This window comes from Paraburkholderia sp. A3BS-1L (genome assembly GCF_051125215.1).
Taxonomy (GTDB): domain Bacteria; phylum Pseudomonadota; class Gammaproteobacteria; order Burkholderiales; family Burkholderiaceae; genus Paraburkholderia.
On sequence record NZ_CP120442.1, the window covers coordinates 2,326,636 to 2,342,703 of the forward strand.

At 64.5% G+C, this 16,068-nt stretch carries 15 protein-coding genes; 1 reads left to right on the top strand and 14 read right to left on the bottom strand.

Features of this window, described 5'->3' with window-relative positions; all coding sequences use genetic code 11:
- Window positions 1-2: 2 nt before the first annotated feature.
- Complete coding sequence (locus P5W99_RS10555; protein ID WP_421025248.1) at window positions 3-929, bottom strand: histone deacetylase family protein; 927 nt, start codon at window positions 927-929, stop codon at window positions 3-5.
- A 263-nt stretch (window positions 930-1,192) separates the two neighbouring features.
- On the opposite strand from P5W99_RS10555, the gene mltB reads away from it, so the two are divergent.
- Window positions 1,193-2,458: a lytic murein transglycosylase B gene (gene mltB, locus P5W99_RS10560; RefSeq protein WP_421024442.1), complete on the top strand. Its 1,266-nt coding sequence runs from the start codon at window positions 1,193-1,195 to the stop codon at window positions 2,456-2,458.
- A 111-nt stretch (window positions 2,459-2,569) separates the two neighbouring features.
- Here the strand turns inward: mltB and cysM are convergent, their stop codons facing one another.
- The 13 genes from cysM to hisC form a co-directional block, all read right to left on the bottom strand.
- On the bottom strand, window positions 2,570-3,472 hold the full coding sequence (cysM, locus tag P5W99_RS10565; RefSeq protein ID WP_213293901.1) for a cysteine synthase CysM: 903 nt from the start codon (window positions 3,470-3,472) through the stop codon (window positions 2,570-2,572).
- A 217-nt stretch (window positions 3,473-3,689) separates the two neighbouring features.
- Window positions 3,690-4,061, bottom strand: a complete 372-nt coding sequence (locus tag P5W99_RS10570; RefSeq protein ID WP_421024443.1) for a ComEA family DNA-binding protein — start codon at window positions 4,059-4,061, stop codon at window positions 3,690-3,692.
- A 76-nt stretch (window positions 4,062-4,137) separates the two neighbouring features.
- Window positions 4,138-5,130, bottom strand: a complete 993-nt coding sequence (gene rfaD / locus P5W99_RS10575; protein WP_434660639.1) for an ADP-glyceromanno-heptose 6-epimerase — start codon at window positions 5,128-5,130, stop codon at window positions 4,138-4,140.
- 119 nt (window positions 5,131-5,249) lie between these two features.
- A complete protein-coding gene (gene rfaE1, locus P5W99_RS10580) occupies window positions 5,250-6,236 on the bottom strand; it encodes a D-glycero-beta-D-manno-heptose-7-phosphate kinase (protein WP_421024445.1) in 987 nt (328 codons plus the stop codon).
- Window positions 6,205-7,605, bottom strand: coding sequence for a UDP-glucose dehydrogenase family protein (locus P5W99_RS10585; protein WP_421024446.1), 1,401 nt, complete (start codon window positions 7,603-7,605; stop codon window positions 6,205-6,207). Before P5W99_RS10585 ends, rfaE1 begins: the two co-directional genes overlap by 32 nt.
- A 55-nt stretch (window positions 7,606-7,660) precedes the next feature.
- Complete coding sequence (gene lapB / locus P5W99_RS10590) at window positions 7,661-8,836, bottom strand: lipopolysaccharide assembly protein LapB (RefSeq protein ID WP_421024447.1); 1,176 nt, start codon at window positions 8,834-8,836, stop codon at window positions 7,661-7,663.
- Between the two features lie 105 nt (window positions 8,837-8,941).
- On the bottom strand, window positions 8,942-9,235 hold the full coding sequence (locus P5W99_RS10595) for a lipopolysaccharide assembly protein LapA domain-containing protein (RefSeq protein ID WP_129562524.1): 294 nt from the start codon (window positions 9,233-9,235) through the stop codon (window positions 8,942-8,944).
- 262 nt (window positions 9,236-9,497) lie between these two features.
- Complete coding sequence (locus P5W99_RS10600; protein WP_035522478.1) at window positions 9,498-9,821, bottom strand: integration host factor subunit beta; 324 nt, start codon at window positions 9,819-9,821, stop codon at window positions 9,498-9,500.
- Between the two features lie 25 nt (window positions 9,822-9,846).
- The gene (rpsA, locus tag P5W99_RS10605) at window positions 9,847-11,577 is read right to left on the bottom strand and encodes a 30S ribosomal protein S1 (RefSeq protein ID WP_213293869.1); all 1,731 of its coding nucleotides are present in this window, start codon (window positions 11,575-11,577) and stop codon (window positions 9,847-9,849) included.
- A gap of 138 nt (window positions 11,578-11,715) precedes the next feature.
- Window positions 11,716-12,450, bottom strand: a complete 735-nt coding sequence (gene cmk / locus P5W99_RS10610) for a (d)CMP kinase (RefSeq protein WP_421024449.1) — start codon at window positions 12,448-12,450, stop codon at window positions 11,716-11,718.
- Between the two features lie 27 nt (window positions 12,451-12,477).
- Entirely contained in the window at window positions 12,478-13,782 is a 1,305-nt protein-coding gene (gene aroA / locus P5W99_RS10615; RefSeq protein WP_434660643.1) for a 3-phosphoshikimate 1-carboxyvinyltransferase, read from the bottom strand.
- An 81-nt stretch (window positions 13,783-13,863) separates the two neighbouring features.
- Entirely contained in the window at window positions 13,864-14,853 is a 990-nt protein-coding gene (locus P5W99_RS10620) for a prephenate dehydrogenase (RefSeq protein ID WP_434660645.1), read from the bottom strand.
- A gap of 36 nt (window positions 14,854-14,889) precedes the next feature.
- A complete protein-coding gene (gene hisC / locus P5W99_RS10625; protein WP_421024452.1) occupies window positions 14,890-15,996 on the bottom strand; it encodes a histidinol-phosphate transaminase in 1,107 nt (368 codons plus the stop codon).
- Window positions 15,997-16,068: the final 72 nt, after the last annotated feature.

Here is a 16,068-nt window from a genome sequence, read left to right on the forward strand (position 1 = left end):
GATCAGATATCGGCCAGCGCGCGCAGATGCGCCACCACGCTGCGCCCCAGCGCCGACAGGTTGTAGCCGCCTTCGAGACAGCTCACGATGCGCCCCTTCGCGTGACGCTTCGCGACCTCGCGGATCTGCTCGGTGATCCACGCGTAGTCGTCCTCGACGAGGCCCAGATTGCCGAGATCGTCCTCGCGATGCGCATCGAACCCTGCCGAGACGAACACCATCTCCGGCTTGAACTCGTGCAGTCGCGGCAGCCACATGATGTCGACCGCCTCGCGCACGTCCATGCCCTTGCTGCGCGCCGGCATCGGCACGTTGACCATGTTCGGCGCCTGGTTGTCCGCGCCCGAGAACGGATAGAACGGGTGCTGGAAAATGCTGCACATGAGCACGCGCGAATCGCCCGCAAACGCGGCCTCCGTGCCGTTTCCATGATGCACATCAAAGTCGATGATCGCGACGCGCGACAGACCGTGCACATCGAGCGCATGGCGCGCCGCAACCGCGACGTTGTTGAAAAAGCAAAAGCCCATGGCGCGCGCGGGCTCGGCGTGGTGTCCGGGCGGGCGCACGCTGCAAAACGCGTTTTCGTAGCGGCCCTCGATCACCGCATCGGTCGCCGCGACGGCCACGCCCGCGGCACGCAACGCGGCCTGCAACGTGTGCGGATTCATCGACGTGTCGGGGTCGATTGCCGCGTAGCCTTCCTGCGGCGAAAGCTCGCGCAGATAGTCGATATGCGCCTGGGTGTGCACGCGCAGAAGCGCGCCTTCGCCGGCAAGCGGCGCGGAATCGTCGCGCTCGATCAGCACGTCGATGCGGCTCGCAATGAGTTGGTCTTCGATCGCCTGCAGGCGTGCGGGGCATTCGGGATGCCACTCGCCCATTTCATGCAGCAGGCAATCGGGATGCGAGAAAAAGCCGGTCGTCATGTCTCGTACTGGCCGCACCGTGCGCTCGAGTCTGCACTCGGGCACGCTGCGGGTCTCCATCAGGTCTTTCGTCGGGTTTGCCGCGCAAGCGTTTGCAACAGTCGCACAGGCCGCGTTCGAGCGCGAACAGTTGCCACGTTACCACAGCGCCCCCGCACATCAACCACGAGCCCGTATCAGCGCACGTCCAGGGGCTTTCTGCGCCAAGGGCTCGGGTATACTGCGCCGGATCACGTCCTCTCGTTCAAACCCGCCCGCCTGCCATGACGCAAAAGCCCGCGCACCTGTGCGCTTCACCCGCCCTCAGCCAACCGCGCTTCAAGTCTTTCGCCGTCGCGCTTTGCGCTGTGGCGGCACTGTCGGCATGCGCCGAGCAAGCGCAATCGACGAAACCCGCGAAGGCGACTCAACCGGCGCAATCCGCAGGACAGGCCGCGCCGGGCGCGAACCAGAAGCCCTCTGCGCCCGTCCCGGCGCCGCAGCAAGGCACCACGCAAAACGGTCAGACGTTTGAAGAGGAAATCGTCCCTCAGCGCTATGCGAACAATGCCAATGTCGACACCTTCATCAACGGCATGGTCGCGCGCTACGACTTCAACGCCGACGCGCTGCACGCGCTCTTCTCGACCGTGAGCTATTCGGCCACGGCGGTGAAGCTCGTCACGCCCTCGCCCACGCCGAGCGCGAAGAACTGGCGCGCGTATCAGGCGCGTTTTCTCGACACGGTGCGCATCAACGCGGGCGTGCGCTTCTGGCGCGCGAACGAGGCCACGCTGCAGCGCGCGGCCGACCAGTTCGGCGTACCGCCCGAGGTGATCGTCGGCATCATCGGCGTGGAGACGATCTACGGGCGCTACATGGGCAACTTCCGCGTGCTCGACGCACTCACCACGCTCGCCTTCGACTATCCGGACACGCCCAATCGCACCGACCGCATGGCGACGTTCCGCAAGAATCTCGAAGACTATCTCGTATGGACGCGCGACCAGCAGCTCGATCCGAGTTCGGTGCTCGGCTCGTACACAGGCGCAATCGGCATTCCGCAGTTCCTGCCGAGCAGCATCGTGCAATACGCCGTCGATTACGAAGGCGATCATCACATCGACCTGCGCAACAGCCCGGCCGATGCGATCGGCAGCGTCGCCAACTATCTGAAGCAGAACGGCTGGGAGCCAGGCCGCCCCGTGGTATGGAAGATCGCAAGCGACGCGGGCAGCCAGGGCATCGCGCAGGCCGCCGCCGACGGCAAGCCCGAGCCCCGCATGCCGCTCGCGCAATTGATGCGCTCGGGCCTCGCCCTGAACGAGCCGGGCGTGGACCTCGCCGCCGAGGGCAACACGCCGATCACGGTCATCGACCTGCCTACCCCGGGCCGCGCGACCGAGTACATGCTCGGGCTGAAAAACTTCTATGTGCTCACGCGCTATAACCGCAGCTTCTTTTACGCGCTCGCGGTCTATCAACTGGGCCAACGCGTGAAGGCGCAGATGCTCGCGACCGGCGGCGCACAATCGGCGCAGCGTCAGTAAGAAACATTAAGCGCCGGATACCACAACGGGCGGGTTGTCTTTCGAGAGACAACCCGCCCGTTTTTCAATTCAGGCGCACAATGCGCCCGTTTTACCGCGCCACGGCGGCCATCACGCCGGAAACACCCCGGTCGACAGATAGCGGTCGCCACGGTCGCAGACGATGAACACGATGGTCGCATTCTCGACCTGGCGCGCGATGCGCAAGGCCACCTCGCATGCGCCACCCGACGAAATCCCCGCAAAAATGCCTTCCACCGAGGCAAGGCGGCGCGCCATTGCTTCGGCGGCGGCCTGGCTCACGTTTTCGGTGCGGTCCACGCGGCTGCGGTCGAAGATCTTCGGCATGTAGGCTTCCGGCCACTTGCGGATGCCGGGAATGCGCGACCCCTCTTCGGGCTGCGCACCGACGATCTCGATCGCCGGGTTCTGCTCCTTGAGGTAATGCGACGTACCCATGATCGTGCCCGTCGTACCCATCGACGAAACAAAGTGCGTGATGCGCCCCTCGGTCTCCCGCCAGATTTCCGGGCCGGTGCCCTCGTAGTGCGCAAGCGGATTGTCGGGATTCGCGAACTGGTCGAGGATGATGCCCTTGCCGTCGCGCTGCATCTGCTCGGCGAGGTCGCGCGCATATTCCATGCCGCCCTTTACGGGCGTGAGCATGATCTCGGCGCCATAGGCGGCCATGCTCTGGCGACGCTCGATGGACAGGTCCTCGGGCATGATCAGCACCATCTTGTAGCCGCGAATGGCCGCGGCCATGGCCAGCGCGATGCCCGTGTTGCCGCTGGTGGCTTCGATGAGCGTGTCGCCCGGCTTGATGCGACCACGCTCTTCAGCCTTGCGGATCATTGAAAGCGCCGGCCGGTCCTTCACCGAGCCCGCCGGGTTGTTGCCTTCCAGCTTGGCCAGCACGATGTTGTTGCGGGCGCGAATCTCGTCGTCGAGCACGCGGACGAGTTGCACGAGCGGCGTGTTGCCGATCGTGTCTTCAATGGTCTTGTATGGCATAGGTAATGGCGGTCGGGCGCCGGTCTGGCGTGATGGGTGATTTTTGGATTCTAAACCACGCGGCTATCCCGCGCTGAGGGAGCCCTGCAGGCGTAAGGGATGTCGGCGGCGCAAAAACCCGCGGCCCGGGCCGCGGGTCGACCTCGCCGGTACGGTGCCTGAAGGAGACGAGCCCCGTGAGATACAGGTAGGCCTCCTGAATAAGAAGTCGAAAAAGCTACTTCTTGACAGCCACCGTTGCGGCTTGCGGTTGCACTGCCGTGGTCTTCGCTGGGGCGGCCTTCGCACCCGCCTGTGCGGTCTGCGTGCCTTGCGCGGCCTGCGCATTGGCAGGCCCGACCGCCAGCCCTTCGGACTGCAAACGTTCGACGGTATGACCACCGAGGCCCTTCACACGCTTGCCGAGATCGGATGCATCCTTGAACGGACCGTGCGCGCTGCGCTCATCGAGAATGGCCTTGGCGCGCGCGGGCCCGATGCCCTTGATGCCGCGCAGCGCGTCTTCGTTGGCCGTGTTGACGTCCACGGCGGCGAACACCTGGCCGAATGCGGCAACGAGCGCTGCCGCAGCGAGCAACTTCTTGATCATGCTGGATCTCCTTGATGCCAACGCCAGCGACCATCGCCGGCGAGGAGAGTCCAGTTTAGGCAGACGCGGCCTTCGCTTACACCTGGCCGGACAGCCAGCGCACATAGCGATCGACGCCCTCTTGCACCGTCAGGAACGGGGCGTCGTAGCCCGCTGCGCGCAGCTTCGCGAGATCGGCCTGCGTGAAGCACTGGTACTTGCCGCGCAGCGCATCGGGGAACGCAATGTATTCGATGAGGCCTTGCTGCACCTGCTCTTCGAGCGTGAGCGCACTCTTGCCGTCCATCACGCGCAGCGTGTTGACCACCGTGCTCGCGATGTCGTTGAACGGTTGTGCACGGCCGCTGCCAAGGTTGAAGATGCCGCTTTTCTCGGGATGATCGAAGAAGAACAGGTTGACCTTCACGACGTCTTCGACGGACACGAAGTCGCGCGTCTGCTCGCCCTGTGCGTAGCCGTTGTATTCGCCGAACAGCTTCACTTTGCCTTCGGCGCGGAACTGATTGAAGTTGTGGAACGCCACCGAGGCCATGCGGCCCTTGTGCGTCTCGCGCGGCCCATACACGTTGAAGTAGCGAAAGCCTGCGATCTGGCTTTGCGCGGTGGGCAGCACGCGCCGGATCACCTGGTCGAACAGGAATTTCGAATAGCCATAGACGTTCAGCGGCGCTTCCACTTCGCGATCTTCGACAAAGCGGCTCGACCCGCCATAGATGGCCGCCGACGACGCATACAAAAACTGCGTGCCGTGAGCGAGGCAAGTGTCGAGCACCGTGCGGCTATAACGGAAGTTGTTGTCCATCATGTAGCGGCCGTCGGTTTCCATGGTGTCCGAACAGGCGCCTTCATGAAACACCGCGCGCACCTTGCCGAAATCGCCGCGCGCAAAGCGTTCGACGAACTCGGTCTTGTCGAGGTAATCGTCGATCTCGCAGTCGACGAGATTCCTGAACTTGTCCGCGCGAGTGAGATTGTCGACGGCGATGATGCGGTCTTCGCCGCGTTCGTTCAGCGCCTTGACGATGTTGCTGCCGATGAAGCCGGCCGCGCCGGTCACAATGAGGGTCATGGTAATTCTGCGGTGAAGAGGTTCACGCGAGGCCGGGAAAACTCTCCTGAAATCCCTGCCTCACCGCGCCCGTCGAGCAGCCGCGCCCGCTATGTTACAAGCGGGCCGCCCGCGGAACGTCATTGAAAGAGTTCGTCGTAGTCGACGGTGGCGGTACCGAGCTTGCCGACCACGATGCCGGCGGCGCGGTTCGCGAGCGCGACGGCCTCGACGAGCGAGAGGCCCGCGCCCAGTGAGGCCGCGACCGTCGCGATCACGGTGTCGCCCGCACCCGAGACATCATACACTTCGCGTGCGACAGCCGGCGCGTGCAGCACGCCGGCATTGGAAAAGAGCGTCATACCCTCTTCCGAGCGCGTGAGCAGCAGCGCGTCGAACTGCAGTTCCTGGCGCAGCTTCGTCACGCGCGCGAGCAGATCCGCTTCGGACTTCCAGGAACCCACCACCTCGCGCAATTCCGCACGGTTCGGCGTGATGATGCTCGCGCCGCGATAGCGCTCCCAATCGTCGCCCTTCGGATCGACCAGCACGGATTTGCCCGCGGCGCGCGCCTTCGCGATCATCTGCGTGACGTGCGTGAGGCCGCCCTTCGCGTAGTCGGACATCAGGATCACGTCGTGAGAGGGCAGCAGCGCATCGAAGCGCGCGAGGCCCGCGAGCAGCGCCTCATGCGCGGGCGATTTTTCGAAGTCCACCCGCAGCAGCTGCTGCTGACGCGACAGCACGCGCAGCTTGATCGTGGTGGGCAGCGCGGGATCGCGCTCGAGATACGCTCTCACGTGGCTCTCGCCGAGCAGCTCGACGATGCGCTCGCCGGGCTCGTCGTGCCCCACCACGCACAAAAGGCCCGCGCTCGCACCGAGCGCCGCCGCGTTGCGCGCCACGTTGGCTGCGCCGCCGAGGCGGTCCTCCTGGCGCTGCACATGAACCACCGGCACCGGTGCTTCCGGCGAAATGCGGTTGACGTCGCCGAACCAGTAGCGGTCGAGCATGACGTCGCCCACTACCAGCACGCGCGACGCCGCAAATCTCTCGCGCGGCACGACCGTAACCTCGGGAGCGAGCGCCGCGTTCTCAGGCTGCTGGGGCTGTTGCGTGCTTGACATGAGGCCGTCCAATCGAGTGGTAGTCAAAACCGAGCTCCGCCATTGTGTCGGGTTCATAGAGGTTGCGCCCGTCGAAAATGCGCGGCGCCTTCAGCGTCTCTTTCAGATACTCGAAGTCTGGAGCCTTGAACGCCGTCCATTCGGTGACGATCACGAGTGCATCGGCACCCTTGAGCGTCTCGTCCTGGCTCGCCGCGAACGTGAGGCGCGCGTGCTGATCCGGCGCGCCAGCGAGATCGAGCGCGAACACACGCCGCGCCTCGTCGGTCGCGACCGGATCGTAGGCCGACACTGTCGCGCCGCGCGTGAGGAGCTCGGCGATCAGGCGACGGCTCGGCGCCTCGCGCATGTCGTCGGTGTTCGGCTTGAACGCGAGGCCCCAGACCGCGAAGCGCCTGCCCGTGAGGTCCTCGCCAAGCGACTTGACGATCTTTTGCACGAGCACGTCCTTCTGGTCATCGTTCACGTTCTCGACCGCTTCCAGGATGCGCAGATTCTGCCCCGACTCGGCAGCCGTGCGGATCAGCGCCTGCACGTCCTTCGGGAAGCACGAGCCGCCATAGCCGCAGCCCGCGTAAAGGAAGTGATAGCCGATGCGCGGATCGGAGCCGATGCCGCGGCGCACCGACTCGATGTCGGCGCCCACGCGGTCGGCGAGATTCGCCATCTCGTTCATGAACGAGATGCGCGTGGCGAGCATGGCGTTGGCCGCGTACTTCGTGAACTCGGCCGAGCGCACGTCCATGTAGATCGTGCGTTCGTGGTTGCGGTTGAACGGAGCATAGAGGCGCTTGATCTTCTCGCGCGCGACCTCGCCGTTCGCGTCGTCGTCGATGCCGACGATGATGCGGTCGGGGCGCATGAAGTCATCGACCGCTGCGCCCTCCTTCAGGAACTCGGGGTTCGAGACCACCGAGAAGCGGTGCTGGCCGCTGCCGTCGAGGCCGCGCTTCGAAAGCTCTTCGGCGATCACAGCCTGCACGCGCTGGGCGGTGCCTACCGGCACCGTCGACTTGTCGACGATCACCTTGAAGCCGTTCATGTAGCGGCCGATGCTGCGCGCAGCTTCGAGCACGTACTGCAGGTCCGCCGAGCCGTCTTCGTCGGGCGGCGTGCCCACGGCGATGAACTGGACCTCGCCGTGCGCGACGCTTGCGGCAACGTCGGTGGAAAACGTGATGCGGCGGGCCTTGCGGTTGCGCTCGATGAGTTCGAGCAAACCCGGCTCATGGATCGGCACGCCGCCGCCGTTCAGGATATCGATCTTGCGCGGATCGACGTCGAGGCAGAACACGTCGTGACCGATTTCGGCAAGGCACGCCCCGGTGACGAGACCGACATAGCCGGTACCGATAATGGTGATTTTCATACGCGCTCCGGTGACAAATTCGGAAATGGATGTGGCTTATGCGCCGATGCGCGCATCAACCTGGTGCGGGGATGGGCTCGACGCGGCGCGGCGCATACGTTTCCCAGCCGCTGCAACCGGGACACTGCCAGTAGAAAAGGCGCGCCCGGAAGCCACAATTCTGGCACGTGTAACGCGGCAGATTCTTGGTGCGCTGCTGGATCAGCTTGCTCATGAGTTCGAGCTCGCCGCGCCGCGGCTCTTCGGCGTTCGCCTGCTGAGCTTCGAGCAGGCGCGTCATGCCGGCGAGATTCGGTGACTTCTGCATTTGCGCGCGGGCGAGCGCGTGGGCCGCGTCGGGGCCGCTCAGCTCAGCCACGTATCTATAGGCGACATCGAGTAGATCGTTCGATGAATAGCGATCGACCCACCCGGTGAGCAGTTGCGCCCCTTCTTGCGTGCGGCCCAGCGCCTCGTAGCCTTTCATGATCTTCTCGGCCACCAGCGGCAGATAGGCGGGGTTCTGGGCTTCGACGCGCTTCCACTGCGCGAGCGCAGCCTGCCAGTCACCGCTCGCAGCGTCGACGTCGCCGCCGAGAATCGTCGCGCGCACGCTCTGCTCATTGGCCTTGAGCGCGAGCACAAGCTGGCGCCGCGCCTCGTCCGGGTTTTTGCGCTGCAGCGCTTCCTGCGAAAGCTCGCAGTGGAACTGGGCGATTTCGAGGCCGAGCGGCTCCGCTCCCATGGTTTCGAGCAACCGCGCCGTCTCGATCGAGCGGTTCCAGTCCTTTTCGATCTCATAGATCGTGAGCAGCGCGCGCTGCGCGCCCTGCGCATAGTCGCCCGACTTGAGCATGCTGAACGTCTCTTCCGCGCGATCGAGCATGCCGGCTTTCAGGAAGTCCTGGCCGAGTTCATAGAGCGCGTGATCGCGCTCGTTCACGGGCAGGTCCGAGCGCGACAGCAGATTCTGGTGCACACGGATCGCGCGATCGGTTTCACCGCGGCGGCGAAACAGGTTGCCAAGCGCGAAGTGCAGTTCGACTGTTTCGGGATCGAGCTTGGCAACCTCGATGAACGCGTCGATGGCCTTGTCGGGCTGCTCGTTGAGCAGGAAATTCAGACCGCGGAAATACGAACGCGGCAGATTGGCGCTTTCGGACAGCAACGCCTTCAGGTCGTAGCGCGACGCCATCCAGCCGAACGCAAATGCGACGGGAATGACGAGCAGCCACCAAAAATCGAGATCCATGCGAGCGATGGTAGGAACGGTAATCAGGCCGCGTGCTGCGGACACCCTTCAAGCACCCGTAAAGCACCTTTGTGGCATCGGCGGCGCGCGGCACGGCAAGTCAAATCAGATAAGCGGCGGCAGCGGCGGCTCCGCAGGCGTTGCGGGCGCTTCCTTCGCGGTGCGAAGGTCGCGCTTCAGGCGTCCGTTCTCCATGCGCAGCCGGAACATCGCGGGCAGCGCCGAAAGCAGACCGGCCAGCAGCCCCACAACGAAGAACGCCAGCCCGATCAGAATCAGCGGAGCCTGCCACGAATAGCCGGCCAGGACGTGCAGTGTCGCAGGATCCGTGTTTTCCAGTGCAAGCACGAGCAATAACACGAACACCAGTACACGGATCACCCAGGCGATAAATCTCATGAAGGATTCTCTTGGCAGTTGCGGGAATGCGCCGGCACCGCCCCTTTGCTGCGCCGCAGCATCGGGGGCGCCGAAGTGTCCCGTATTGTAATGGAACGGCTCGCGAGCCGGCACGTGCGCAAAGCCGCAAGCCGCACCGGCAAAAACGTGGACGAAAAAAAAGCGCCGGGTTTCGAAAAACCCTGCGCTTTTTTCGGTCCATGCACTGGCCATCTGGCATTGACCGCCAACGGCTGCAACCGCTGCGAATACCCTGCGGCGCTTACAGATCGTCGTCCGGCTCGTCTGCCTTCAGCGGCTCGCCCGAATGACGGTCGACGCGCTCGCGCAACTCTTTGCCAGGCTTGAAATGCGGCACGAACTTCTCAGGCACCAGCACCTTCTCACCCGACTTGGGATTGCGTCCGACGCGCGACGGCCGGCGATTCAGGCCGAAACTGCCAAAGCCACGAATTTCGATGCGATGACCCTTGGCAAGCGCCTCGGACATCGCATCGAGCATCGTCTTGACCGCGAAATCCGCATCCTTCAGAACAAGTTGCGGAAATCGCGTAGCCAGCTGCGCGACCAATTCAGATTTGGTCATACTTCAGCTTGCCCCCGTTTGAGGCTTACTGGTTCTGGCCGTCGAGCTTGGCCTTGAGCAGCGCGCCGAGGTTGGTCGTGCCGGTGGCAGCCTGACCCGAATCAGCCGACATGCTGCGCAGCGCTTCCTGCGTCTCGGCCGAATCCTTCGCCTTGATCGACAGGTTGATGCCACGCGACTTGCGATCGATGTTGATGATCATCGCGTTGACCTTGTCGCCTTCCTTCAGCACGTTGCGAGCATCTTCCACGCGGTCTTGCGCGATTTCCGAAGCACGCAGGTAGCCTTCGACGTCTGCGTTCAGCGTCACGACAGCGCCCTTGGCGTCGACCGACTTGACCACGCCGTCGACGATCGAGCCCTTGTCGTTGACAGCAACGAAGTTGCTGAACGGGTCGCCTTCGAGCTGCTTGATGCCGAGCGAGATGCGTTCCTTCTCGACGTCGATGCCCAGAACCACGGCCTCGACTTCGTCGCCCTTCTTGTACTTGCGGACAGCTTCTTCGCCGGTTTCGCTCCACGACAGGTCGGAGAGGTGAACCAGGCCGTCGATGCCGCCGGGCAGGCCGATAAACACGCCGAAGTCGGTGATCGACTTGATCGCGCCTTGCAGCTTGTCGCCCTTCTTGAAGTTGCGGCTGAAGTCATCCCACGGGTTGGCCTTGCACTGCTTCATGCCGAGGCTGATACGGCGGCGGTCTTCGTCGATCTCGAGGACCATGACTTCGACTTCGTCGCCCAGCTGGACAACCTTCGACGGAGCAACGTTCTTGTTGGTCCAGTCCATTTCCGACACGTGAACCAGGCCTTCGATGCCCGATTCGACTTCGACGAACGCGCCGTAGTCGGTGATGTTCGTGACCTTGCCGAACAGGCGCGTGCCCGACGGGTAGCGGCGCGAGATGCCTTCCCACGGATCGTCGCCCAGTTGCTTGATACCGAGCGAAACGCGGTTCTTTTCCTGGTCGAACTTGAGGATCTTGGCGGTGACTTCCTGGCCAACCGACAGGACTTCCGACGGGTGGCGCACGCGGCGCCATGCGATGTCGGTGATGTGCAGCAGGCCGTCGATGCCGCCGAGGTCCACGAACGCGCCGTAGTCGGTGATGTTCTTGACCACGCCGTTGACGATCGCGCCTTCCTTGAGCGTTTCGAGCAGCTTTGCGCGCTCTTCGCCCTGCGTGGCTTCGATCACTGCGCGGCGCGACAGCACGACGTTGTTACGCTTGCGGTCGAGTTTGATGACGCGGAATTCGAGCGTCTTGCCTTCGTACGGCGTCGTGTCCTTGACCGGACGCGTGTCGACGAGCGAACCCGGCAGGAACGCGCGGATACCGTTGACCATCACGGTCATGCCGCCCTTGACCTTGCCCGTGATCGTGCCGGTCACGAGTTCGTTGTTGTCGAGAGCCTTTTCCAGCGACAGCCACGAAGCGAGACGCTTCGCCTTGTCGCGCGACAGGATGGTGTCGCCGTAGCCGTTTTCCAGCGCGTCGATCGCGACGGAAACGAAATCGCCCGCCTGAACCTCCACTTCGCCCTGGTCGTTCAGGAATTCCTCGATGGGAATGTAAGCCTCGGACTTCAGGCCAGCGTTGACGACCACGAAGTTGTGGTCGACGCGCACGACTTCAGCGGAGATGACTTCGCCGGCACGCATGTCCTGGCGGGTCAGCGACTCTTCGAACAGAGCCGCGAAAGATTCGGTATTCGGGGTGGAGGTTTGCAGGTCGGACATAAAAATCTGGATTTGCATGGTTTTTGCTGCACGTCAGTCAGTTTTGACTGTCGGCGTTGAGGCCGGAGCGCTTACGTTCGCGGCGCAGATGCAAAAGCCATACGGGGTTAAAGGGTTTAACAAACGCCCTGCTTCCCAGCAGGGCACCACTACTTGCTACGACTGCTCTTTACTCTGCGACTTGCCGTGGCCATCGGGATGGCGCACGGATCGCTGGCTCGACTCCTGGTACCACTGCACGACCTGTTCGACCGCCTGGTCGATGGACAGCGCCGAGGTATCCAACAGCTTCGCATCCGCTGCGGGCTTGAGCGGCGCGGCCGCGCGATTGCTGTCGCGCGCGTCGCGTTCACGCAAATCCCGGAGCAAGTCATCCATATTAGCAGAAAAACCTTTTTGGATCAATTGCTTATACCGGCGGGCCGCGCGAGCCTCCACGCTGGCCGTCAGGAACACCTTCAGGTCGGCGTCCGGGAAGATTACCGTGCCCATATCGCGGCCATCGGCGACGAGACCCGGAAGCTTGCGGAACGCCCGTTGGCGGGCCACCAGCGCGGCGCGCACGGACGGATGCGCGGCAATCACGGAGGCCCGGTTGCCGACTTCCTCCGCGCGGATTTCGTTCGAAACGTCAACGCCATCGAGTTGCGCGAGCCCTTCGCGGAACGTGATGTGGAGATCGTCGATCAGCCTTGCAAGCCCGTCGGCGTCATCGGCCGCAATCGCGTAGCGCATGCTCGCGAGCGCGGCGAGCCGGTACAACGCCCCGCTGTCGAGCAAGTGAAAGCCGAGGTGCGCGGCAACCAGCGTGGCCACCGTGCCCTTGCCGGAGGCAGTCGGGCCGTCGATCGCGATCAGGGGCGTCGGATAAAAGGGACGAATCTGTTTCATGCGGCGGGGGGGGCGACTGCGGTGGAATCAGGATTGCGCGAGCGCCAGAAAGCGCTCGAAATAATCGGGGAATGTCTTGCCGACGCACTTCGGGTCGTTGATGCGCACCGGCACGCCGCCGAGGCTCACGAGCGAGAAGCACATCGCCATGCGGTGATCGTCGTAGGTGTCGATCGCGGCGTTCGGCACGAGCTTTTCGGGCGGACGCACGATCAGGTAGTCGGGGCCCTCGTCCACGTCGGCGCCGACCTTGCGCAATTCGGTCGCCATCGCCGCGATGCGGTCGGTCTCCTTCACGCGCCAGCTCGCGATATTGCGCAGCGTAGTCGCGCCATCGGCAAAGAGCGCCGCCACGGCGATCGTCATCGCCGCGTCCGGAATCAGGTTGAAATCCATGTCGATGGGATCGAGCTTGCCATGATCGTTGCCGATGCCGCGCACTTCGATCCAGTCGTCGGCCACCGTCACGTTCGCGCCCATGCGCATGAGCGCGGCGGCGAAGTCGACGTCGCCCTGAATGCTCGCGCGGCCCACGCCCTCCACGCGCAGCGGGCCGCCGCCGATGGCACCCGCCGCGAGAAAGTACGACGCCGACGAAGCGTCGCCCTCGACCATGATCTTGCCCGGCGACTGATAGCGCACGCCCGCCGGCACCTCGAAGCGCTGCCAGCCGTGACGCTCGACCTTCACGCCGAAACGCTCCATCAGCTTGATGGTGATATCGATGTAGGGCTTCGAGATCAACTCACCGTCCACTTCCACGATCGTCACGCCGCCTTGGGCGCGCACGAGCGGCAGCGTCATGAGCAGCGCGGTGAGGAACTGGCTCGACACGTCGCCGCGCACGCGGATGGGCGCGTCGACGCTAATGTGCGCCGGGCGGATGCGCAGCGGCGGGTAGCCGTCGTTCTGTTCGTAGTCGATCTTCGCGCCGATCTGGCGCAGGCCGTCGACGAGGTCGCCGATGGGCCGCTCGTGCATGCGCGGCACGCCGTGGATGCGATAGTCGCCGCCATTCACGGCGAGCGCCGCCGTAAGGGGACGCACCGCCGTGCCCGCGTTGCCGAGGAACAGGTCCGCCTGCTTCGCCGTGAACGCGCCGCGCGTACCCTGCACGACGCAGGTGTCGCCTTCGCGCGTGAGCTTCACGCCGAGCTTCGCGAGCGCATCGAGCATCACGCGGGTGTCGTCGGAGTCGAGCAGGTTCGTGATCGTCGTTTCACCTTCGGCGAGCGCCGCAAGCAGCAGCACGCGATTCGAGATGCTCTTCGAGCCAGGCAGGCGTACCGTGCCGGATGCACGGGTGAACGGTCCGAGATTGAGGTGTTCCATGAGCTTGTCCTGATATTGCCGTGGCGGGCTTCAAAACGATGCGCCGCGCCGCATGACTGTTGCCTGATTGCCGGGGACCGCCTATTTGGCAGCGGCGTCGGTAGCGCCGGGCGCGGCTTGGGAGCCCTCCGCCGCTGCGCCGCCTTCGCCATTCGCGCGCTTGCCGCCGCGTTCCTGCCATGCCTCGCGCGCCGCGCGCGAGCGCGCGAACACGGCTTCGAGCGCTGCGCCGTCGCCCGCGTCGATGGCCGCGCGCAGCCTCGCCAGCACATTAGTGTAGGCGTCGAGTTCCGCGAGCAGCGCAGTGCGGTTCGCGAGACAGACGTCACGCCACATTTCGGGGCTCGACGCGGCAATGCGTGTGAAGTCGCGGAACCCGCCCGCGGCGAACGAGAATTTCAACTCGGCGTCGGGCGTGGCCAGAATCTGGTCGACGAGCGCGAAGGAAAGCACGTGCGGCAAATGGCTCACCGAAGCGAATACGCGGTCGTGCTGCGCAGCCGGCATCTGGCCGATGACCGCGCCCGTTGCACGCCACATCGCGGCGATGCGCTCGACTGCCTCGGGCGAGTTTTCCTCGAGCGGACACAGCACGACGTTGCGGCCGACGTACAAATCCGGCAACGCCGCTTCGACGCCGCTCGATTCGCGGCCCGCGATCGGATGCCCCGGCACGAACTGGCCGATGCGTTCGCCGAGCGCAGCGCGCGCGGCGGCGATCACGTCGCCCTTGGTGCTGCCAGCGTCGGTGACAATGGTGTGCGACTGCAGATGCGGCGCGACGCGTTCGAGCAGCGCCTGCGTCTGTGCCACAGGCGCCGCGATCAGCACGAGGTCCGCGCCGTCGAGCGCGGCGGCCAGCGCCGCTTCGTCATCGAGCGTCACAGCCGCGTCGATCACGCCCAATTCGAGCGCGCGCGCGACCGAATGGGCACGGCGGCCCACGCCAATCACCTGGCCCGTGGCGTCGCCACGCCGGGCGTCGCCACGCTCGCGCAAAGCGCGCGCGAGCGACCCGCCGATCAGGCCGACACCGAAAATCACCAGTTTGTTGAAGGAAAACGCGCTCACGCCATCACCGGAATAAAGAAAAATTGCGCGCGCATGCTATGCGAGCGCGCGTTCGAGCGCCGCGAGGAATGCCGCGTTCTCCTCGGGCAAGCCGATCGTCACGCGCAACCACTGCGGCAGGCCATAGCCGCCGACCGGGCGCACGATCACGCCCTGCTTGAGCAGCGCGAGATTGACGCGATCGCCGGCCTGATCGTCGTTGCCCACGCGCACGAGCACGAAGTTACCGTCCGACGGCACGTACTCGAGCCCCATGCGCTCGAACGCGGCGGTCAGCGTGCGATAGCCTTCGGCGTTCAATGCAGCGCTCTTGTCGAGGAACGCCGCGTCGCCGAGCGCCGCAATAGCCGCAGCCTGCGCGAGCGTGTTCACGTTGAACGGCTGGCGCAGCCGGTTGAGCAGTTCGGTGAGCTCGGGCTGCGCGATCGCGAAGCCGATGCGCAGGCCCGCGAGCCCGTAAGCCTTCGAGAACGTACGCGAAACCAGCAGGTTCGGATAGCGGCGCGCCCACGCGATCGAGTCGTAGCGCTTGTCCGCCGCGAGATACTCGGTGTAGGCCTCGTCGAGCACCACGGCAATGTGGCCCGGCACCCTGGCGATGAACGCTTCGAGCGTGGCGCCGTCGATGAACGTGCCCGTTGGATTGTTCGGGTTCGCAACGAAAAGCAGACGCGTATCGTCGGCAATGGCCGCGAGCATCGCATCCAGATCGTGGCCGTACTGTACGGCGGGCGCCACGAGATGGCGCGCGCCGAGCCCTTGGGTCGCAAGTGCATAGACCGCGAACGAATATTGCGAATAGACGATCGACTGGCCGCGCTCGACGCATGCGTGCGCGGCCATTTCGAGGATGTCGTTGCTGCCGTTGCCTAGCGTGATCCACTCGGGCGGCACGTCGTAGCGCGCGGCCAGCGCGGCCTTCAGTTCGAAGGCGTTCGAATCCGGATACCGGCCCAACTCGCTCGCAGCCAGTGAAATCGCGCGCTGCGCCGACTCGGGCATGCCGAGCGGATTCTCATTCGACGCGAGCTTCACGATGCGCGCCTCGTCGAGGCCGAACTCGCGGGCAACTTCGGAAATCGGCTTGCCGGCAACATACGGCGCGATCGCGCGCACGTATGTTGGGCCGAATTGCGTGGTCATGCGTGTTTCTCCAGTATCGGCGAAGGTCCGCGTGAAGTCGTCGCTTCGCCCCATGCAGGATCGCTGGCGGCT